This window comes from Rhodococcus sp. R1101, assembly GCF_000278445.1.
GTDB lineage: Bacteria > Actinomycetota > Actinomycetes > Mycobacteriales > Mycobacteriaceae > Rhodococcus > Rhodococcus gordoniae.
This window is the reverse complement of the sequence record NZ_AJVB01000006.1, coordinates 1-21,052: the sequence shown is the minus strand read 5'-3', so window position 1 is coordinate 21,052 and position 21,052 is coordinate 1. Positions and strand designations below refer to the sequence as shown.

Annotated in this window: 19 protein-coding genes and 1 pseudogene; 11 read left to right on the top strand and 9 right to left on the bottom strand. The window is 67.0% G+C overall.

The window, feature by feature from the left end; all coding sequences use genetic code 11:
- Positions 1-2: 2 nt before the first annotated feature.
- The 4 genes from R1101_RS0101320 to R1101_RS0101305 all read right to left on the bottom strand — a co-directional run bounded on the left by R1101_RS0101320 (position 3) and on the right by R1101_RS0101305 (position 5,198).
- Positions 3-1,571, bottom strand: a complete 1,569-nt coding sequence (locus R1101_RS0101320; protein ID WP_016931688.1) for an acyl-CoA synthetase — start codon at positions 1,569-1,571, stop codon at positions 3-5.
- Between the two features lie 2 nt (positions 1,572-1,573).
- A complete protein-coding gene (locus R1101_RS0101315; protein ID WP_016931687.1) occupies positions 1,574-2,731 on the bottom strand; it encodes an acyl-CoA dehydrogenase family protein in 1,158 nt (385 codons plus the stop codon).
- A 31-nt stretch (positions 2,732-2,762) separates the two neighbouring features.
- A complete protein-coding gene (locus R1101_RS0101310) occupies positions 2,763-3,572 on the bottom strand; it encodes a crotonase/enoyl-CoA hydratase family protein (RefSeq protein ID WP_016931686.1) in 810 nt (269 codons plus the stop codon).
- A 111-nt stretch (positions 3,573-3,683) separates the two neighbouring features.
- Positions 3,684-5,198 (bottom strand): ABC1 kinase family protein, encoded by a 1,515-nt coding sequence (locus R1101_RS0101305; RefSeq protein ID WP_016931685.1) that lies wholly within the window; start codon positions 5,196-5,198, stop codon positions 3,684-3,686.
- A 140-nt stretch (positions 5,199-5,338) separates the two neighbouring features.
- Between R1101_RS0101305 and R1101_RS0101300 the strand changes: the two genes are divergently transcribed.
- The gene (locus R1101_RS0101300) at positions 5,339-6,358 is read left to right on the top strand and encodes a sigma-70 family RNA polymerase sigma factor (RefSeq protein ID WP_016931684.1); all 1,020 of its coding nucleotides are present in this window, start codon (positions 5,339-5,341) and stop codon (positions 6,356-6,358) included.
- A gap of 15 nt (positions 6,359-6,373) precedes the next feature.
- Here the strand turns inward: R1101_RS0101300 and R1101_RS0101295 are convergent, their stop codons facing one another.
- Together R1101_RS0101295 and R1101_RS0101290 are read right to left on the bottom strand one after the other, a co-directional pair.
- Positions 6,374-6,838 (bottom strand): VOC family protein, encoded by a 465-nt coding sequence (locus R1101_RS0101295; RefSeq protein WP_016931683.1) that lies wholly within the window; start codon positions 6,836-6,838, stop codon positions 6,374-6,376.
- Between the two features lie 118 nt (positions 6,839-6,956).
- Positions 6,957-7,490 (bottom strand): hypothetical protein, encoded by a 534-nt coding sequence (locus tag R1101_RS0101290; RefSeq protein ID WP_016931682.1) that lies wholly within the window; start codon positions 7,488-7,490, stop codon positions 6,957-6,959.
- 115 nt (positions 7,491-7,605) lie between these two features.
- Here R1101_RS0101290 and R1101_RS0101285 point away from each other — a divergent pair, with 115 nt between their 5' ends.
- From R1101_RS0101285 to R1101_RS0101270, 4 genes are all read left to right on the top strand, one after another.
- Positions 7,606-8,811, top strand: coding sequence for a sensor histidine kinase (locus tag R1101_RS0101285; RefSeq protein WP_016931681.1), 1,206 nt, complete (start codon positions 7,606-7,608; stop codon positions 8,809-8,811).
- Positions 8,808-9,464 (top strand): response regulator, encoded by a 657-nt coding sequence (locus R1101_RS0101280; RefSeq protein WP_016931680.1) that lies wholly within the window; start codon positions 8,808-8,810, stop codon positions 9,462-9,464. Before R1101_RS0101285 ends, R1101_RS0101280 begins: the two co-directional genes overlap by 4 nt.
- A 52-nt stretch (positions 9,465-9,516) precedes the next feature.
- Positions 9,517-10,125, top strand: coding sequence for a DUF1707 SHOCT-like domain-containing protein (locus R1101_RS0101275; RefSeq protein ID WP_016931679.1), 609 nt, complete (start codon positions 9,517-9,519; stop codon positions 10,123-10,125).
- A gap of 76 nt (positions 10,126-10,201) precedes the next feature.
- The gene (locus tag R1101_RS0101270) at positions 10,202-11,125 is read left to right on the top strand and encodes a PaaI family thioesterase (RefSeq protein ID WP_016931678.1); all 924 of its coding nucleotides are present in this window, start codon (positions 10,202-10,204) and stop codon (positions 11,123-11,125) included.
- A gap of 141 nt (positions 11,126-11,266) precedes the next feature.
- On the opposite strand, the gene R1101_RS0101265 is transcribed toward R1101_RS0101270, so the two are convergent.
- Positions 11,267-12,472: a serine hydrolase domain-containing protein gene (locus tag R1101_RS0101265; RefSeq protein ID WP_016931677.1), complete on the bottom strand. Its 1,206-nt coding sequence runs from the start codon at positions 12,470-12,472 to the stop codon at positions 11,267-11,269.
- Between the two features lie 111 nt (positions 12,473-12,583).
- Here R1101_RS0101265 and R1101_RS0101260 point away from each other — a divergent pair, with 111 nt between their 5' ends.
- Positions 12,584-14,554 carry a M13 family metallopeptidase gene (locus R1101_RS0101260; protein WP_016931676.1) on the top strand — a complete coding sequence of 657 codons (1,971 nt, stop codon included), beginning with the start codon at positions 12,584-12,586 and terminating at the stop codon, positions 14,552-14,554.
- Between the two features lie 83 nt (positions 14,555-14,637).
- Here R1101_RS0101260 and R1101_RS0101255 read toward each other — a convergent pair whose 3' ends face one another.
- Both R1101_RS0101255 and R1101_RS0101250 read right to left on the bottom strand, forming a co-directional pair.
- Complete coding sequence (locus R1101_RS0101255; protein WP_016931675.1) at positions 14,638-15,360, bottom strand: M23 family metallopeptidase; 723 nt, start codon at positions 15,358-15,360, stop codon at positions 14,638-14,640.
- Between the two features lie 335 nt (positions 15,361-15,695).
- Positions 15,696-17,030 (bottom strand): cytochrome P450, encoded by a 1,335-nt coding sequence (locus R1101_RS0101250; RefSeq protein ID WP_016931674.1) that lies wholly within the window; start codon positions 17,028-17,030, stop codon positions 15,696-15,698.
- Between the two features lie 191 nt (positions 17,031-17,221).
- On the opposite strand from R1101_RS0101250, the pseudogene R1101_RS30805 reads away from it, so the two are divergent.
- From R1101_RS30805 to R1101_RS0101220, 5 genes and pseudogenes are all read left to right on the top strand, one after another.
- Positions 17,222-17,440 (top strand): annotated as a pseudogene (locus R1101_RS30805) (hypothetical protein); the annotation flags it as partial.
- Positions 17,441-17,553: 113 nt separating this feature from the next.
- Positions 17,554-17,847: a DUF3263 domain-containing protein gene (locus tag R1101_RS0101240; protein WP_016931672.1), complete on the top strand. Its 294-nt coding sequence runs from the start codon at positions 17,554-17,556 to the stop codon at positions 17,845-17,847.
- 185 nt (positions 17,848-18,032) lie between these two features.
- A complete protein-coding gene (locus tag R1101_RS0101230) occupies positions 18,033-19,319 on the top strand; it encodes an MFS transporter (protein WP_016931670.1) in 1,287 nt (428 codons plus the stop codon).
- 237 nt (positions 19,320-19,556) lie between these two features.
- Positions 19,557-20,849 carry a cytochrome P450 gene (locus R1101_RS0101225; protein WP_016931669.1) on the top strand — a complete coding sequence of 431 codons (1,293 nt, stop codon included), beginning with the start codon at positions 19,557-19,559 and terminating at the stop codon, positions 20,847-20,849.
- A complete protein-coding gene (locus R1101_RS0101220) occupies positions 20,846-21,034 on the top strand; it encodes a ferredoxin (RefSeq protein WP_016931668.1) in 189 nt (62 codons plus the stop codon). The genes R1101_RS0101225 and R1101_RS0101220 overlap by 4 nt, the downstream gene beginning before the upstream one ends.
- Positions 21,035-21,052 lie beyond the last annotated feature (18 nt).

Below are 21,052 nucleotides of genomic sequence, written 5' to 3'. Positions count from 1 at the left end.
TCTCACGACGACGCTCCGGTATCGGCGTACTGCGCGATCAGATCGCCGAGCCTGCCCATGACCATCTTGCCCGTCGGCGTGCGCGGCAGTTCGTCGACGAATCGCACGTGCCGGGGACACTTGAAGCGCGAGAGTCGCTCCCGGCAGAACTCGACGACGGCCTCTTCGAGCTCGTCGGATCCCTCTGCACCGGAGACGAGTTGCACGAACGCTTCGACGCGTTCGCCGCGGTCCGCATCCGGCACGCCGACCACCGCGACGTCGGCGATCGACGGGTGCAGCGCGAGGACGCTCTCGATCTCCTGCGGGTAGATGTTCACCCCACCCGAGATGATCGTGAACTTGTCCCTCCCGGTGAGGAACAGATAATCGCCCTCGTCGAGATATCCGATGTCGCCGGTGGTGTACCAGTTCTCCTCGAAGGGGTGCCGCGTGGACGCCGTCTTCTCCGGATCCTTGTGGTACTCGAACGAGAAGTCGTCCCGTTCGAAGTAGACGGTGCCGATCTCACCGGTGGGCAACCGGTTGCCGCGCTCGTCGCAGATCCGTGCGAAACCGAGAGTGCCGGGACCACCGGTCTTCCCGACCGTTCCGGGCTTGTCGAGCCATTCCTGCGGCGTGACGAGGGTATTGCCGATCGCCTCGGTCGCGGAGTAGTACTCGTAGACGATCTCGCCCCACCACCGCATGATCTCCTGCTTGACCTCGACGGGGCACGGCGCGGCCGAATGCAACGCGCACCGCATCGACGACAGGTCGTAGCGTTCCCGGACCTCACGCGGCAGTTTCAGCAGACGCACGAAATGCGTCGGTACCCATTGACTGTGGGTCACGCGGTAGTGCTCGATGCACTCGAGGCTGCGCTCGGGATCGAACCGGTCCATGAGCACGACCGTGCCGCCGAGCGCCTGCGTCGACACGCCGTATCGCAGGGGCGCGGCGTGGTAGATCGGTGCCGGCGACAGGTACACGGTGTTCTCGTCGAAACCGAACCGGCGCACCTGCTTCAGCAGAGGAGGACCGGGCTCGTCACCGACCTGGGCCCCGGAGAGAGCCGGCTCGATGCCCTTGGGGCGGCCGGTCGTGCCCGAGGAGTACAACATGTCGCTGCCGCGCGGCTGGTCCGCCATCGGGGTGACCGGAAGGCCCGCTACCTCCTCCTCGTACACCAGATGTCCGGGCACCTCTCCCCCGAATGCGATGCGGTGCGCCACCCTCGGGGTGAGCGGCACGATCGCCTCGGCGAGGCCGGCGAGGGGTGACGAGACCACGAGCACCTTCGCGTCGCAGTCGTCGACGATATACGCGGCCTCGGCCGGAGCGAGATGGGTATTGACGAAGGTGACGTACACGCCCGACCTCACTGCACCCCAGTACAGTTCGAACGCCGTGGCGTCGTTGACGGTGAGGACGGCGATGTGGTCGCCCTTCCCGACGTCGTGTGCGCGCAGCCAGTGCGCGAACCGGACGGACGCGTCCTCGAGCTCTCGGTAGGTGAGCGTCCGACCGGTCGCGGCCTCGTGCACCGCGGGCCGGTCCGGGGCGACGGCGGCGTAACGTCCCGGGTACATCCCTACAGCCCCAGATCCTTGGAGATGATCGTCTTCATGACTTCACTGGTGCCGCCGTAGATCCGGGTCACCCGGGTGTCGGCGTACAGGCGGGCGATCGGGTACTCGGTGATGTAGCCGTAGCCGCCGTGCAATTGGAGGCACTTGTCGATCACGCGTCCGGCGACCTCGGTGCAGAACAGTTTCGCGCGAGCCGCGTCGGCGACGGTCAGCTCCTTGCGGTCGAGCAGTTCGAGGCAGTGGTCGACGTAGACGCGCGCGGCCTGGGTCTCGGCGGAGCACTCGGCGAGCACGAACTTGGTGTTCTGGAAGGAAGCGACCGGCTTTCCGAACACCGTGCGCTCCTTGGTGTATGCGATCGCGTGGGCGATGGCGGCCTCGGCGAAACCGACCTGGTTCAGAGCGATACTCAGACGCTCCTGGGGAAGGTTGTGGGTGAGATAGTCGAAGCCCGCCCCCTCCTCGCCGAGGAGGTTCTCGACCGGCACCTTCACATCGGTGTACGCCAGTTCGGCGGTGTCCTGCTGGTGCAGGCCGATCTTGTCGAGCTTGCGGCCCACTGCAAAGCCCTCGCTGTCGGTGGGCACCGCGATGATCGACAGTCCGCCACGGCGGTTCTCGGGATCGAACGGACTGGTGCGGCACACCGTCAGGATGAGGTCGGCGGTGACGCCGCCGGTGATGAAGGTCTTGGCGCCGTTGAGGATGTAGTGCTTGCCGTCCGCGGACAGCTTCGCCGAGGTGGCGATGTTCGCGAGGTCGGACCCGGTGCCGGGCTCGGTCATCGCGATCGCCGTCATGATCGAGCCGTCGGCGAAGCCGGGCAGCCAGCGGCGCTTCTGTTCCTCGGTGGCGTATTCGAGCAGGTACGGCAGGATCAGGCAGGCGTGCACCGTGTAGGAGCCGAAGGAGACTCCCGCGCGGGCGACCTCTTCGAAGACAATGGTGTTGAACTTGAAGCTGGTTTCGCCGCTTCCGCCGAACTCCTCGGGGACCTGGATCCCCAGGATGCCGAGTTCGCCCAGCCGGCGGAAGAACTCGCGGGGCGGGCGACCCATCTCGTCCCATTCCTCGCGATGCGGCGCGACCTCACGTTCGATGAAGTCGCGCACCATCTTCCGGAACTGCTCGTGTTCTTCGGTGAAGATCGTCCGCTGCATGGCGTGTCCTCGGGTTCTGGGAGATGGAATGTCAGTTGCCGGTGAAGTCGCCGGTGCGTCGTTCGAGGAACGCCGAGAGGGCTTCACGGTGGTCCTCGCTGTGGTGCGAGAGGGCCTGGAGGGAGGCCGACAGTTCGAGGAGCGTGTCGAGGTCGACGCGCTGGCCCTCGCGCAGCAGCTTCTTCGTCATGCGCAGTGCGTTCGGGGGGTTGACGGCCACACGCGCGGCGAGCGCGTTCGCGGCGTCGAGGAGCTGCTCGGGTTCGACGACCTGCGAGACCATGCCCCAGTCGAGCGCCGTCGCGGCATCGACACGATCGCCGGTGAAGGCCATCTCGGCGGCGCGCGCCGCACCGATCGCGCGCGGCAGCAGCCAGGCGCCACCGTCGCCGGGGATGATGCCGAGCTTGACGAAGCTTTCCGCGAAGAACGCCTTCGTCGAGGCGATCCGCATGTCGCACATCATCGCGAGGTCGCAACCGGCACCCACGGCAGGTCCGTTGACGGCGGCGATGATCGGGACCTCACAGTGGTAGATGGCGCGGGGCAGGCGCTGGATGCCGCGGCGGTAACCCTCCCGCAGGGCGTGGGGTGCGCCGCCGAACATGCCGCGACGCTCGTCCATGTCCTTGACGTTGCCGCCGGCGGAAAAGGCAGATCCGGCGCCGGTGAGGATGACGACGCGGGTGTCGATGTCGCGGTCGGCCTCCTCGACGAGTTCGACGAGGCGGTCGACGACCGCGTCACCCGAGATCGGGTTGCGCGCCTCCGGAAGGTTGATCGTCCAGGTCACGACGTTTCCGTCGCGCGTGCTCAGTACGACGTCCTGCGAAGTTTCCATTGAGGTCGCGGTCCTTCCGGTAGCCAGTGTGGCTCGCACCATATTTTGGTCGAACGATCGTTCAAATTACGGGGCGCGACGGATCCTGTAAAGGCCGAACGGGGTTCTGCCTCAGTCGGGCAGGCTCACGTTCGATTCGGCGATTCTTATGGCGACTTCCTCCGGGAAGATGTTGCGGAAGACGAACGGATCGCGGCCGAGCACCCAGCCGGGTGCCAGCGCGGTCGCGTAACGCTCGAAGTATCCGAGCTGCTTCCCGAACAAGACGAGTTCCTCGGGAGTGGACGTGTTCCATCTGCGTCCGAGCGAGACGAGCGCGCCGATCAGCTCACTGAGCCGCAACTCCCCCACGTCCTGGCCGAGCAGAGGGCCGAAGATCTCGGCGACCTGCCGTCCGACCGCCGCGTCGTCGACGTCGAGGTCGGCAGCGACCCCGAGGGCCCGCACACTCTGCGCGACCGCCGTGAAGTTCCCGTCGAGCAGTGCGGCGCGGAACAACGCCCGCAACAGAGCGCGCCACTCGTCGGGCAGTTCGCCGACGATGCCGAAGTCGAGCAGCGCCACGCGCCCGTCGTCGAGCAGCCACAGATTGCCCGCGTGCACGTCGCCGTGGAACGGGCCGTGACACAGCACCGCCTCCATCCACACCTTCACGCCGCGGCGCACCAGCAGGGAGGTGTCGAGATCGTCCTGGCCCGGCACCACCCGGTCGACCGGCTTGCCCTGCAGTCGCTCCATGCAGATCACCCGCGGTCCGCACCATTGCCAGTACACCTCGGGCACCGTGACGTAGCGGTTGTCGTCGAAGGCGGAGATGTTGCGGCGGAAGCGATCCTGACGATCCGCTTCGACGGCCGCGTTGAGTTCGGTCATCGTCGCATTGTGGAGATCGCGGATGATTCCGGGGGTGTTCGCGATGCGGAAGAATTCGAAGATCTGCAGCATTTTCGCACCCACGTAAGCGGCCCGCAGGTCGACGAGCATGCGGTGCGCGATCCCCGGTCGCTGCACCTTCACGACCGCCCGGCGGCCGTCGCGTAGCACGCAACCGTGCACCTGTGCGACCGATGCCGCAGCGAGCGGCACGTCGTCGAACGACTCGAACATCTCGTCGATGCGATGTCCGAGATCCTCCTCGATCACCGCGCGGGCCTGCTCGGACGGGAAGGTGGGAACGTCGTCGAGCATGCGCAGGCACGCATCGGCGAGGGGGGCGGGGAACAATCCGGGCGACGACGCGATGAGCTGCCCCAGCTTCACGAAGGTCGGTCCGAGATGTTCGAAGGCGTCGACGGTGCCGTGCGCGGCCGCTTCGACGACGCTGTGCTGCCGGGGCCGGACGGTCCACCGCAGCACCGCCCACACCACGAAGGCGATCAGGACGGCGGCGACGACCACGGCCCGCCCGAGCTCTGCCGGCCCGAATCGGTCGAGCGCGGGTCGTTCGACGTCCAGGGCGCCGGGCGGGAGGCCGTTCGCGTACGGTCCGACCGGTCCGGTGCAGTCGGGTCCGCTGTGGTCCTGTCCGCTGTGGTCCTGTCCGCTGTGGCCCTGTCCGTCCGATACGCCCTCGCGCAGCGTGTACTCGTGCACGACCTGTCCCCACTCCGTCCACCACGCGCTCACCTCGGCGCGACTGCGTGCACGGTACCTGCATCCGGCGCCCCGATCGAGACCCCACGATTATCGCTGTCGTCTGTCGGTACCCCCGACTACTCTCTGACGGGTAGCGGATTCGGGTCCGACCAGCCGGGGGTATCGCGCTCATGACCGAACAACTGCTCGAGGAATCAACCGGCTCGACATCGACGTCGACCGATTTCATGGAGCTCGCCGAGCCGTTCCGCCGAGAACTGCTCGCACACTGTTACCGCATGAGCGGGTCGCTGCACGATGCGGAAGACCTGGTCCAGGAAACCTACCTGCGCGCCTGGCGCGGGTACGAGAACTTCGGCGGCCGCTCCTCACTGCGCACCTGGCTCCACCGGATTGCCACCAACGTGTGCCTGACGGCGCTCGAAGGTCGCAGTCGCCGGCCGTTGCCCACCGGGCTCGGTGCGCCGAGTTCCGATCCCACCGAGGATCTCGTCACCCGTCCCGAGGTGCCCTGGCTCGAACCGTTCCCCGCCGGGTACACCACCGACGATCCATCGGATCCTGCCACCATCGCCGCCTCCCGCGATTCCGTGCGTCTCGCGTTCGTCGCGGCCCTGCAGCATCTCTCCGCTCGCCAGCGGGCGGTCCTGCTGCTCCGCGAAGTCCTGCAGTGGCGCGCCACCGAGGTCGCGGCCGCGCTCGACACGTCGACGGCGGCGGTCAACAGCCTCCTGCAGCGGGCGCGCGCACAGCTGAAGGACGCCCGTGTCCGCGACGACGAGCTCGCCGAACCCGACAGCGCCGAGACCAAGGCGTTGCTGCAACGCTGGGTCGACGGCTTCGAGAAGTACGACATCGACTCGCTCGTCGAGATGCTCACCCAGGACGCCGTCTGGGAGATGCCTCCCTTCGAGGGCTGGTACCGGGGTCCCGACGCGATCGTCACCCTCATCAAGAAGAACTGTCCCGCGAAGGGACCCGGCGACCAGGTGCTGCTTCCCGCCGTGGCGAACGGCCAACCGGCGTTCGGGCTGTACATGCGAGGGGAGGACGGCCACCACCACCCTTTCCAACTGCAAGTGCTCGACATCGTCGACGGTAGAGTCACGCACGCCACCGTCTTCTTCTCCGACGACACCACTGCGTTGTTCGCCCGATTCGGGCTGCCGGAGGACCCGGCAGCCCGCTGAACCGCACGGTCGGCCTTACGCGGTGGCGTTCTCCTCGGCGTCATCCGGTGCCCACGCCTGCGCTGCGGCCGACATGTCCATCCACATGACCTCCCAGACGTGGCCGTCGAGGTCGAGGAAGGCCCGCTGATGGGCGAAGTCCCCCATCTCCTCCTGCGCCTTCTGCCCGCCGGACGTCACCCATTCGCTGCCACCCGCGGCGACGGCACCGTCCACGAGCGCATCGACGGCCTCGCGAGTGTCGGCCGACACGCACATCAGCGCCTCGCGGGCCTTCGTGGTGTCGCAGATGTCGTCGTTGATGAAGTCGCGAAAACGCGGCTTCTCGAGCAACATCACGTAGGTGTGCTCGTTGATCTCCAGGCACGCGGTGTTCTCGTCGCAGAACATGTCGTTGAAGGTGAATCCGAGCTGATCGAAGAATTCTCGGGAGGCGGCGACGTTCTCGACGGCGAGGTTGACGAACAGCATGCGCGACATGGTTTCTCCTGTGTTCGATCGTCCCTGTGCGGGACGCGGTGTGGGTGTCACGGATACAGACCGAGCACTCGGCGAGAACTCATCACGCCCCCGGAAATCTCTCGGTACGACGTCTTCGTCACTGCTTCCCGAGCACCCATACCGGTCCCGTGATCAGCCAGATCACCGTGATCACGCACAGGGTGGGAAAGATTCCGTACAGTGCCGAGGCCTGGTCGGTGTTCGCGACCGTCGAGCCGAGCCCGAGAACGGTGCCCCCGCTGATTCCGGCCGCGATCAGCCACCGCCCGAAGTCCGCACATTCCTTACGGAAGGCTTCCGGTCCTTCCTTCGGAGCGGGTTCCGGTTTCGCACCGCCCGCGAAGTGATAGGCGAACCGGCGATCGGCCCAGCGGACGATGCTCGGCCCGAATGCGACACTCACGCCGAGATAGATGCCCGCCACGCGGTGGACCCATCCGACCTCCGTCCCGTTGTGCAGATCCACAGCGACGGCCGCGAGCAGGACGACGTCGATCAACGGGATCAGGGTGAGCAGGACCGCGCCTGTCCTCCCGAGCCGGAGTAGGTACCGGAACACGAGCCCGGCCGCGAGTACTACCCAGAACGCGATCTCGCATCCGACGATGAAGGCGGTGATGTGGCTGAACATGACCCCAGAGTCGCGCGTACCTCCCGCGCTCGCGTCGCCCGATGGGCGGCCGCCGCCTCATCACTTCGGGTGACGTAGACCCTGATCCCCGCACAGCTGTGGTCGAATCGTTCCTGTGGACAATCGTGAATCCGAGATTCGAGTGGGATTCGTGAACCCGCGCTACAACTCGCTGCTCGTCGCGCTCGCGTACTTCGGGGGCGGCGCACTGTTGTACGCCCTGAATCTCGGTGTGCTCGTCGAGGACCGCCCGCCTCGACCGTTGTGGGTGTGGCTCGTTCTACTCGCCTGCGTGTGCACACCGATGACGATGCGCCGAACGCGGCCGCTTCTCGCGCTCGGGCTGGGCACCGTCCCGGTGCTGGTCGACCTCGTCGTCGGCCCCTCCCTGCCCGTTTGGATCGCGTACGGCGACCTGCTGTATGCGGCAGCGTTGTTCGGCTCGGCGCGGACCAGCCTCGTCCTCGAACGTGCACCCGTGGTCCCGATCGTCGTCGGCGCCGTCGCGCTCGGTGTGTACTCCGGGGACTTGCGCATCGCTGTGTGGGCCGTCTCGATCGCCGTGCTCGTGATCGTCGTCCCGATCTGGTGGGCCCGATCGGTCCGTTCTCACCGCGACGCCGCCGAGATCGAACGGGCACGCGTCCAAGCGCTCACGCGCGTCGCGGAACTGGACCGGCACGCCGCCATCACCACCGAGCGGCAGCGCCTGGCCCGCGACCTGCACGACGTGGTGGCGGGACACCTGTCGTCCATCGCGATTCAGAGCGAGGCCGCGCTCCGCCTCCGCGAATCCGATCCGGACCGAGCGCTGACCGTGCTCGAGTCCGTGCGGTCCGGCAGTGTGGCCGCCCTGCAGGAGATGCAATCGCTGGTGCGCCTGTTACGCAGCAACGACACCGACGACGAGATCACCACGGCGGGTCGCCTCGCCGATCTCGAACCGCTCACCGTGTCCGCACGCGTCGCCGGCACCTCGGTCCGGATCGATGGTCGTCCACCCACCGGTCTCGACGCGGAGGTCGATCTCACGGCTTACCGCATCGTCCAGGAAACCCTGACGAATGCGGTGAAGCACGCACCGGAACAGCCGGTGACACTTCGTTTCGACGACGTCGACGGTCGGTTGGGCATCGAAGTGGTGAATCCGATCGGCACGTCGGACGCCGCGGAGCCGTCACCGGCCCGCAGCACCGGGCACGGCCTGCGGAACATCGCCGAACGCGCCGCCGCGGTGGGCGGACAGGCCCGCTCCGGTCGCGAGGGGAACGAATGGAGGACATACGTGCAACTGCCACTGGCGAAGAGGCCTGTGACGTGACGATCAGAGTGTTGCTCGCCGACGACCACGGCGCCATCCGCGCGGGACTGCGACTCCTGCTCGACACGAGCGAGGACATCGGGGTGGTGGGTGAAGCCGCCGACGGCGCCGTCGCGGTGTCCCAGGTCCGTGCGCTCGACCCGGATGTCGTCCTCATGGACAGCCGGATGCCGCATGTCGACGGGATCGCCGCGACCCGCACCATCACTCGGGAAACGAGAGCCCGGGTGCTGGTGCTGACAAGCTTCGAGATCGACGAGTACGTCTTCGAGAGTCTGCGTGCCGGGGCCGCCGGATATCTTCTCAAGACCGCGTCGGCGGACGCCATGCTCGATGCGATCCGGGCGGTGTACGTGGGCGAGTCCGTACTCTCTCCGCAGATCACCCGGACGGTGATCGACGCGTTCGTCTCCAATCCACCTCGGCAGGAATACCTTCCGGACGGACCGGATATCGATGCCCTCACCGCTCGCGAACAGGAGGTCTTCGCCTGCCTCGGCGAGGGCCTGTCCAACCGCCAGATCGCAACCCGTCTCACCATCGGTGAGAACACGGCGAAGACACACGTCGCCCGGGTGCTCCACAAACTGGGTGTGCAGTCGCGGATCCAGGCGGCCATCATCGCGCGGGACACGCCCGGTCGCCGGCTCTAGGATCAGGGACGCACGAAGACTCGACAACCGACCCCGAAAGCGCGGGAAAGAAATGACCGGCAACTCCGATCACGACGACCTGTTGCTCAGCGACGCCGAGCGCATGCATGCGTTGAACGCGCTCGGCGAGCACTATGCCGCGGGCCGGCTCGACAGCGCCGAGTTCTACGAGCGGTCCGGGGAGATATCCTCCGCGCGAACGTTTTCGGCGTTGCTCCCCTCCTTCCGGGGGCTGCCCGGCGGGGCGCCTCTCGAGCAGGTCGACGGCCACATCCGGATGATCCCCGACGTCTCGGCCCCGGCGGTTCGCCGCGACACCTCTCCTGCGGCGCCGCAGTCGGCGGAGGACGAACTGGCATCGCTCCGCGACCGCGGAAGTACGGTCGAGACACTGGACTGGATCATCATCGGCATCACCCTGGTGACCTTCCTCGTCCTGCAGATCGTCCTCGACTGGAGTTACGCGTGGATCGTATGGCCGTCGCTGATCGTCACGCTCAGCGTTCCGCGTCTGATCCTGAAGTACAGCGACGACGACGAGAAGGTCTACGAGGAGCTGAAGAAGTCGGAGGCTGCGGAGAGGAAGAAGCGGCTCGAGGAGGCGTCGAAGCGGATCCGGGAACTCGAGGGCCGTCGCGGTCCGGAGACGCCGCAGAGCTGAGCCCGGGGCGGTCCTGCACCGGGGCGAACCACTCCCCGCCCGGTCTCGTCCGCGCCGTCCCTGATAGAAGCAAGGTATGGCAATCGAGACCGCACAGTTCTCCGTCGACCGTCCCGGTCGTGTGATGGGCGTCGACATCGAGATCGCCGACGACGCGTCGGTCTCGATCACCCAAGCCGTCGGACCGCACTTGTTCGACCACCGCGGGCAGACCACCCTCGCCTCCGTCGGTGTCTTCACCGACTTCGCTGCGGGCGTACCCGCCGGCATCGCCCGGTTCGCGGAGACCGGTGAGCGACCGCAGGGTGTGCTGTCGCACGTGACGGCGACGCTCGCACACCCCTTCCCGTCCTCGGGCCTCCTCGTCGGCCGCGGCAGCAGCCTGTACTACGACGACTCGACCGCGGTGTCGCGCACCGACGTGCACGACGAGCAGGGCGTTCTCGTTGCGCACCTGGTCGGCCGATCCATCGTCGTCGGGCGTACACCGACGGAACTCGGCCCGGACGCGGCGGAGACCGTGCCGGAACGCGGTGAGCCGGAACCGTGGTCGGATGCGGCGATCCTGGCCGAACTGCCCGGCCTCGACATCGTCACGGGCATCTCCACCGGGACTCTTCCCCGCGGACCGCTCGCCGGCCTGCTCGGACTCGAGGTGACGGCCGCCGAGCACGGAGTCGTGCAGGCCCGCTTGTCGCCGCGCGAATGGATGGCCAACGTGATCGGTTCGGTGCAGGGAGGTGTGCTCGTATCGATGGCGGAGGCCGTCACCGGTCTGGCCGCACAGACGCTGACCGGCATCGGTCAGGACTATCGCGTGCTGGAGATCGGCCTCGATTACCTCCGCTCGCCCGCTGTCCCCGGGCCCGTCGTCGAACTGCGGTCCGAAGCGGTGCGGGCCGGACGGCGCCTCGCGTCCTTCGAGACGACGCTGTGCGCCGCCGACGGCACCGTCTACGTGCGCGCGCATGCCAATGTCCGGCTGTTCCCCCGCGCATAACTGATTCGCAGGGATCTCCCAGCTCTCTCATACCGAACATCGAGCGTCCGGCCGCCCGATCCACGACCCGGCGGCGCCACGGTCACCGTGCGTCGGAGCGACCGGGTCCTCGCGGCGATCGACGTGGCCGGGGAGGTCCGATCACGCTGCGCGGCGCGCAGCGGTGACGGCCGCCGCGCCGAGCCTCGGGAACCGTCCGTCGGAGATCGTGGTGAAGGTGTTGCCCATGCGGTTGGTGACGAATGCGACCGACAGCCCGGTCTCCGGATCGGCGAACGCTCCCGAGCCGCCGAATCCGAAGTGTCCGACAGAGCGCAGCGGCTGCTCGCGCAGCGCGACCCATCCGGGGTGGTAGCCCAGCCGCCAGTTGGGCCGGATACCGAGCACGTAGTCCCGCCGCCGGGTCTGCACTTCGAGCAACTGCTGAACGGTGTCCTCTTTCAGCAGGCGGACACCGCCGATCGCTCCTTCGTTCGCAATCGCCGCGTACATGCGAGCGAGAGCACGTGCGGTGAACACACCGTTCCATCCGGGCATGACGGCGTCGTGAGCCGACGGACTGCGCATCAGTTCGTCGAATCCCTCTGCCATGCCCGCTTCGACCAGCCCCCGCACTCCGGGTGCGCGCGACAACACCGCCGCAGATGTCGTCCACGGCGCCGGCAGGAAGTTGACCTTCGGGAACACCCGGGCGATGCGGTGCCGTTGGTCCTCGGGCACGCGGTACCAGAACTCGTCCATGCCGAGCGGCTCGGCGATCTCGGTGCGCACGAGCTCCTGGAAGGGCACCCCCGACACTCGCGACGCGACCTCGGCGACGAGGTTTCCGTAGGTGACGGCGTGATAGCCCGGTCCGTGGAATCGGCGAGGATCGGGCGGTGACGCGGCGAGCGCGGCGGCTACCGCCTCGGAGTCGAGCAGACCCTCGCGGCCGGGCACGAGACCTCGCGATTTGTGCAGTCCGGCGCGATGCGACATGAGTTGCCGCAGCGTGATCGTCTCCTTGCCGGCCGCAGCGAACTCCGGCCAGTACTCGGCCACGGCGGCGTCGTAGTCGAGCAACCCGCGTTCGGCGAGACGGTGCACCACCGTGCTGGCCACCCCTTTGCCGGTGGAGAACGACAGCACGACGGTGTCGCGCGTCCAGCGCTTGTCGCGCGCGGCCCAGCCCGCCCAGATGTCGAGCACGGGTTCACCGTGCAGACAGCACGCGAGAGCGCCACCACCCTGGCTCGGCTTGTAGAACATTCGGAAGAACAGATCCGCGACGGGCATGAAGCGAGGATCGACCAGCATCTGTGTCGGCGGGGTCGCCGCGGGCGGCTCCGCCATGGAACCTTCGGTCATGTGCCCGATGCTAGGAGCCTGCGCCCGGCCGCGTGCGTGTTCGCCCACTTCCACAGATATCTACACGTCGGTGTCTGCACGCCGGGCGAATCGAGTGTAAGGATGTGAGGCATGACCCTCGCGCAGAACTCGGAGATCCGCTCCGGCATCGACCTCGGACACGTCGACGAGCGGGTCCGCCCTCAGGACGACCTGTTCGAACACGTCAACGGCCGGTGGCTCGCCGAACACGAGATCCCTGCCGATCGCGCACTCGACGGCGCGTTCCGTACGCTCGCCGACAAGGCCGAGGTCGACGTCCGGGCCATCATCGAGGAAGCCGCGGCGTCCGGCGCCGGACCGGGCACCGACGCTCAGAAGATCGGCGACCTGTACACCTCGTTCATGGACACCGCGGCGATCGAGGCCGCCGGTCTCGACCCGATCCGTGACGAACTCCGAGCGGTATCCGACGCTACGGACCGTGCTGCGCTCGCGGCGGTGCTCGGACGCTTGCAGCGCGTCGGCGTGACGGGCGCGATCGCGCACTACGTCGACACCGATTCGAAGAACTCCGAGCGGTATCTCGTGCACGTCTCGCAGGGCGGGCTCGGCCTGCCCGACGAGTCGTACTATCGCGAGGACCGCTACGCCGAGATCCGTGAGCAGTACACCGCACACGTCGGCCGGATGTTCGCGCTCGCCGATCTGCCCTACGACGCGGCGAATGTGGTCGCGCTCGAGACGAAGCTGGCCGCAGGCCACTGGGATGTGGTCAAGCGTCGCGACGCCGACCTGAGTTACAACCTGCTCACGCTCGACTCGCTGCTCACCGATCTCCCGCAGTTCGACTGGGCAGGCTGGATCACCGCGACCGGCGCGGCCACCGGACAGTGGGCCGAGATCGTGGTGCGTCAGCCGAGTTTTCTCGAGACGTTCACCGCGCTGTGGGCCGGTGAGGACCTCGACGACTGGAAGGCGTGGGCCGTGTGGCGGGTGCTGCGCGCGCGAGCCCCGTACCTGTCCGATGTCTTCGTCGAGGAGAACTTCGCCTTCTACGGGCGCACGCTCACCGGTACGCAGGAGATCCGCGACCGCTGGAAGCGCGGCGTGTCGCTCGTGCAGGACCTGCTCGGCGAGGCCGTCGGCAAGCTCTACGTCGAACGGCACTTCCCCGCCGAGGCGAAGACGCGGATGCAGGTGCTCGTCGACAACCTCACCGAGGCGTACCGGCAGTCCATCACCGACCTCGAATGGATGAGCCCGGCCACCCGTGAGGCAGCCCTGCGCAAGCTCGAGAAGTTCACACCCAAGGTGGGTTATCCCGACACCTGGCGCGACTACTCCGCCGTCACGATCGCGCCCGACGACGTGGTGGGCAACTACCGCAGCGGGTACGCCGCCGAGTACGACCGCGATCTCGGCAAACTCGGTGGCCCGGTGGATCGCGGCGAATGGTTCATGACCCCGCAGACGGTCAATGCCTACTACAACCCGGGGATGAACGAGATCGTTTTTCCCGCAGCGATTCTCCAGCCTCCGTTCTTCGACCTGCATGCCGACGACGCTGCGAACTACGGCGGAATCGGCGCGGTCATCGGACACGAGATCGGCCACGGCTTCGACGATCAGGGCGCGAAGTACGACGGCGACGGCAACCTCGAGAACTGGTGGACCGATTCGGACCGCGAGGAATTCGGCAAGCGCACCGCGGCACTCATCGCGCAGTACGACGAGTTCGAACCGAAAGCCCTTCCCGGACAGCGTGTCAACGGCAGTTTCACGATCGGTGAGAACATCGGAGATCTCGGTGGCCTGTCGATCGCGTTGAAGGCCTACGAGATCGCGCTCGACGGCAAGCCGGCGCCGGTCATCGACGGGCTGACCGGACTGCAGCGCGTGTTCTTCGGATGGGCTCAGGTGTGGCGCACGAAGGTTCGTGACGAGGAGGCGTCCCGCCGACTCGCGGTCGACCCGCATTCGCCGCCGGAGTTCCGCTGCAACGGCGTGATCCGCAACATCGACGCGTTCTACGACGCGTTCGACGTCCACGAGGGCGACGAACTGTATCTCGACCCTTCGAAGCGCGTGCGCATCTGGTAGCTGCGAGAACGACACTGCCCCGACGCGGAATGCGCCGGGGCAGTGTTCGTTTCAGGCTTCGTTCACGGCTGTCGAGTACCGGATCAGCCCAGGTGCGAGCTGGGCACGGGAACGCCGCGCGCGTGGAACCACGGGATGGGATCGATCTTGGCGCCACCCGGCTGCCACACCTCGTAGTGCAGGTGTGGTCCGGTGGACTGGCCGCGGTTGCCCATCGTGGCGATCTGCTGGCCGGCGCGCACGTGCTGGCCGACCGACACGAGGGACTGGTCGATGTGACCGTACACGCCGGTCGTACCGTCGTCCTGGGCGATGCGCACCCACAGGCCGAAGCCCGAGGCCGGACCGGACTCGATCACGACGCCGTCGGTGACCGAGACGATGGGGGTGCCGATGGAGTTGGCGACGTCGATGCCGTTGTGGTTCGTACCCCAACGCGGACCGTAGCCCGAGGTGAGGATGCCGGCGGCCGGGAATGCGAGAGCAGGACGACGAGCGGCTTCTTCGCGAGCTGCCTGCTCGGCAGCCTCACGGGCGATCCGCTCGGCCTCTTCGCGCTGCGCCGCTTCCTGCGCGGCGACCTCCTCGGCGACGCGCTGCGCTTCACGGTCGGCGGCGCGACGGAGCTTCTCGGTGTAGTGCGATGCGTCGACATCGGCGACCTTCAGCACCTGGGGTGCCGTGGACAGGTTCTCACCGGCGCCGGTCCATGCCGTACCGGACTCGGTGCGGATTTGGTCGCCCGCAGCGTTCGCGACCGTCGTGCCACCGACCGTCACTGCGCTCGCAAGGACCGCGACGGCCATCCACCTGCCGGTACGTGCTGCACGGCGACGGATGTCGGTGGTTTCTCGGATGGGAGTGGATTCAGAATTTCGGCTCACAACAGTTCCTCTGGGACAGGCCCTCGGTAACGATAGGGTCACGATTCCATCACAGAGTACTTCGATGTTTGACTACGCCAGCGTGTCGGGTTGACAGAAAACCGACCGGTACCGGACAAAAACTGCCCGTTTTGCCCCACTGGAGTCACATGGACACCATCGCTCTCACCTGTTCGGGGCAGAACAGGGCTGAACAGTGAGCGACGTCATGGCACAGGGTGTCGTGGAGACGGCGTCGAGTGGGTACCGGAAGGGGTTCACCGCACCGCGAAACGCAACCCGAAATTGTCGAACGTAGCGGGCAAGGGACCCGCCGGATCGGGCTTCACGTTCGACACCACCGTGAAGTCCGCGGAGCGGAGCAGAGACGCGAGGAAGGTGCTCGCCGTGAAGAGGACGATGCTGCGTCCGGGGCACACCGTCGGGCCGGCACTGAACGGCACGAGCGCCGGATGACGTTCGGCTCGGCCGTCCAGCCAGATCTCGGGTTCGAAGTTGTCGGCGAACGGGAGGTGGTCGGCGCGATGGAAGGCCGAGGAGAGGATCACGAAGCCCGTCCCCGCCGGGATGGTCGCGGTGCCGCCGGCACCGTCGCTCCATGTGGTCTCCTCCACGGAGTCCCGAAGGATGACCGGGGTGGTCGGCCACAGGCGGGTCGTATCCAGTACACAGGCCCGCAGGTATTCGTACACCTGCGGTGTCCCGGCTTCGGTGCCCGCCAGTTCCGCCTCGACGCGCAGGCGCTGTTCGGAGTGCGTGGACAGCACGGCGAGGGTGCGGGCACCCACCATGCCCGCCGCGTCGAACGCGAACAGCCAGTGCGGCATCTGCCCGATCGGGTCGACGGACGCCGGTGCTGCGAGGTCTCGGACCACACCGGCCAGACTCTCGGACGGAGCCGCAGTGACGTGGTGGTGCAGGTTCTGGGTGAACCGATCGCGCAGGCGGTGCCGAAGGGGATGAGCGAACGACCAGTTCCCGTTCGAGCGGAGCGTCCACAGCTGGTCGGTGATGCTCTCGTCGTCACGAGCGGCGTCGCCGAACGCGAGTCGCCGGACCAGCCGCCACCAGGCCCGCACGAAATCCGGGGCGTCGAGTTCACCGCGCGACCTCGCCTGATCGAGCAGCCCCTGCGCCTCCTGCTCTATCACGGGGACCCAATCGCCGGCGAGGCGGTGCAGGGCGTGTTCCGGTTCGAGCACCGACTCGTTGAAGGCACGTCGCTGGGCGCGGATGTCACCTCGGGAGATGAGCACACCGTTGGGCTGGAACGGGCTGAGCGCAGCCACCTTCTCCTTGTTGGCCGCGGTGAACGACGCCGTGTCGGTACGCAGGATCCGATCCACATCGTCCGACGTCAGGACGATCGCGAGCGTGCGGCCGGGGATCGGCACGACGAGCGGCCCGTCACCGTGCCGCTTACGCAGATCCGCGACCAGACGGACCACGCGGGCGTCCGACTGGTTCTTCTCGAGCAGCTTCATGGCCCACCGTCGCCGAGCGATCGGCCCCACGGCCACGAACGGCACGGCCACCTGTCCGAGGAGCCGAACGGCGTCGGTGGGCGAAACGGTCGCGGTCGTTGCAGGCACAGGCGCTCCCGGCGTCGAGGGGACAGGACCATTGAAGGATCCCCGCGGAGAGCGCATCCAAACGTCCCGGAGCGAGCAGGCTCACGCACCCTGCGGACAGAGCCCACGCTCGGAAAAGTGTGCAGCCGCCCTCAGGACGCGCACACGTTCGGCGATGCAGCGACGACGGGAGCCGGGAAACCCGCGATCCGGTCGTCGCGTCGTTCGTCCGGGGCGCCACGATGATTCCCGTCCCGGTCTTCGAGACGGACACCGTCCTCGACCTGATCGAGCGAGAGAGTGTGACCATGCTGCCCGGTCCACCCACCTCCCCTCGTGGCGCCACTGTCGAACAGATCGCCACCACGAGTGGAAAACCCTGCGCCGGAGCGGAAGTGAGCATCGCCGACGACGACGATGCGCTCGGTCGGATGAGCAAGACGTTCGTCGTCTCGTTCGATCCCGTCCCCGCCGAGGAACCGATCGCCGGGAGCCGCACCGCAGGGCGGGATTCGACCTCCCCATATCAGACAGGAGTTCCGTCATGACCGACGAAGCTGCGACGCTCGATTTCGCCGTCAAGTGGCGGCACTGGAACGGCGGGCCCGACGAGGACATCTGGGTCACGTTCGGGATCGCCCCCGAGGAGTACTTCCATCGCCTGCGTGGTCTGCTGACCGCGCACCGGTGGAGCCGATTCGAACCGCACATACTCGAGCAACTCGTGCGCATCTGCGACGAGCGGCTCGGCACCGTCGACATCGACTCCGCGGCGGACCGCCGCGGTCGGGTGCGATACACCTCGTCGGCGCACCCGCTCAGCACACTGTCCGCCTGATTCCGGCCTCGAGCAATCTCGGTCGGCGTCGGTTTCACGGTCCTTCCACCCGGGTACGCACGGGGGCACCGATCTCGATCTCTCGATCGAAGGGAACGACCGTGGATACCGGTTCCGCCACCCCGACGCCGGAGGCCTCGTCTGCGCCTCCGGAACAGGTGCGACGCGCCATCGGCGCATCGGCCATGGGTAATTTCACCGAGTGGTTCGACTACGGCGTCTACGCATACACGGCCACCTATATCGCCGATTCGTTCTTCCCCGGCGATCTCGAGTCCGCGACACTGCTCACGCTGGGTGTCTTCGCAGTCTCCTTCGTCATGCGTCCGCTGGGCGGTTTCGTATGGGGCCCGCTCGGCGACCGGTTGGGGCGCCGGCAGATCCTGGCACTGACCATCCTGCTGATGGGTGGTTCGACAGTATTGCTCGGTGCTGTGCCGTCGTACGAATCGATCGGGTTCTGGGCGCCTGTGCTGCTCGTGCTGTTGCGCATGCTCCAGGGTTTCTCCACCGGTGGTGAATACGGCGGGGCGGCAACGTTCATGGCCGAATACTCCCCCGACCGCAAACGCGGCTTCTACGGCAGTTTCCTCGAGTTCGGCACGCTGGGCGGTTTCTCGGCCGGCGCGTGCCTCGTCCTGATCATCGATCTGCTGTCGACGGACGCGTTCATGGCGACGTGGGGCTGGCGTCTTCCGTTCTTCGTCGCCGGCCCCCTCGCGCTCGTCGGTCTCTACCTGCGTTCGAAGCTCGACGAGACCCCGGTCTTCAAGGAGCTCGAGCGTGCGCACGAGGAGGAGAGCAGCGTCGGCGCCGAGTTCAAGGACCTGCTCACGAAATATTGGCGGCCGATCGTCGAACTGATGGGGCTGGTCGTCGCGCTGAACGTGTGCAACTACACGCTGCTGAGCTACATGCCCACCTATCTCGAGAACCGGATCGGATTGACCGGCACCGCGTCCCTGGTCCTGGTATTGATCGGCCAGCTCGCGATGATGGCGGTCATTCCCTTCGCCGGCGCGTTGTCGGACCGGATCGGTCGCAAACCGCTCTGGGCGGCATCGTTGGCCGGCCTGTTCGTTCTCGCCATCCCGATGTACATGCTGATGTCCGTGGGCTTCGGATGGGCAGTCGTGGGCTTCACCGTCCTCGGCCTGCTCTACGTGATGCAGCTGTCGACCATCTCGGCGACCTTCCCCGCGATGTTCCCCACGCACGTTCGGTTCGCCGGTTTCGCGATCTCCTACAACGTGTCGACATCGCTGTTCGGCGGCACGGCGCCGGCGATCAACGAATGGTTGGTGGAACGGACCGGGAACGACCTCGTCCCGGCCTTCTACATGATGGGCGCGTGCGCGGTCGGGCTCGTCGCGCTGTATTTCGTGGCGGAGACGGCAGGCGCGTCGCTGCGCGGACGCGGCATCCCGGGAGTCGACACCGAAGCGCACCCCACCGCCCTGTCCCGCAGCTGACACCGCCCGCCGCGTTGTTGTTTCCACGCTTCGACGGTCCGACATTTCAAGATCGAATACAGATTCACGATGGCTGTCACGTTATCGGCCACAAGTCCGAAATGCGCGAAACATCCCCTCGCGCCGGATTTTCCATGCCGTGGTTGGATGTGCGGGCGAGACACGGCTTCGCGCGCGGGACGGCCGCGGGGGGAGGTCGAACTCCGCACCAGCCCACAGCCCGGCCCGGGAGGAACCATGACCGACATCGAGACGAAGAACTTCTTCACCGATCCGGACCTCGTCCAGGACCCGTACCCCTACTACGACGCCCTCCGCGAGGGATGCCCGGTCGGTCGCGAACCCCATCACGACGTCATGATGGTCACCGGATACGAAGAGGCGATCCAGGTCCTGAGCGACGAGCAGACGTTCTCGTCGTGCATCTCGGTGACCGGCCCGTTCTCCGGACTCCCGGCCTGCCCCGAGAGCGACGACATCACCGACTTCATCGAGGAGCACCGCCCCTCGCTGCCGATGAACGACCAGCTCCCCACGATGGACCCCCCTCAGCACACCGACCATCGCGGCCTTCTGATGCGGCTCATCACCCCCAAGCGTCTCGAGGAGAACGAGGCGTTCATCGAACGCATCGCCGACCGGCTCCTCGACGACCTGCTGGCCCGGGGCGAGGGCGATTACATCACCGGCTTCGCCGCGCCGTTCGCGATGCTCGTCATCGCCGACCTGCTGGGCGTCCCGGAAAGCGACCACCAGGAATTCATCGAGGGCTTGAACATCCAAGTGGAGAAGGGATTCTCGCTCGGCAGCACCGAGGGTGAAGCCCTGAAGCTCAACCCCCTCGAGTTCCTGTACAAGAAGTTCGGTGCGTACATCGAGGACCGCCGGGCGCACCCGACCGGCGACGTGCTGACGGGCCTCGCCACCGCGACCTTCCCCGACGGCACCCTCCCGCCGGTCGACGACGTCCTCCGCATCGCCGCGAACGTGTTCTCCGCCGGTCAGGAAACCACCGTACGTCTGCTGAGCTCCGCGATGCGGATCATCGCCGAACAGCCCGAACTCCAGAAGACTCTGCGGAACGAACCCGATCGCATCGCGAACTTCATCGAGGAGACGCTGCGCTTCGAGAGCCCGATCAAAGGCGACTTCCGGCTCACGAAGACCTCCACCACCGTAGGCGGGGTCGACGTCTCGGCCGGCACGATCATGATGCTGGTCAACGGCGCCGCCAACCGCGATCCGCGCCAGTTCTCCGATCCGAACGAGTTCGACCTCGACCGCCGGAACGCCCGTACCCACATCGCGTTCGGCCGCGGCGTGCACACGTGCCCGGGTGCTCCGCTCGCCCGCACGGAAAGTCGCGTGGGCATCGCGCGCCTGCTCGAGCGCACCAGCGAGATCCGGATCTCCGAGAAGGTGCACGGCCCCGAGGACGACCGGAAGTTCGGTTACCTGCCGACCTTCATCCTGCGCGGCCTGCTCGCACTACACCTCGAGTACAGGCCCGCCGAAGGTGAGGCGGAGTGAAGGTCTTCGTCGACGACGATGCCTGCCGTGGACACGGTGTCTGCCTCGCCGCCTGCCCGGAGGTCTTCGATCTGAGCGACGGCGGGTACGCCGTCACACTCGTGTCCGAGGTACCGGCCGAGCACGAGGAGTCCGTGCGGGAGGCCACGGCGGGTTGTCCCGAAAGGGCGATCCGGCTCGGCTGAGTCACCGATCGAAGCTGC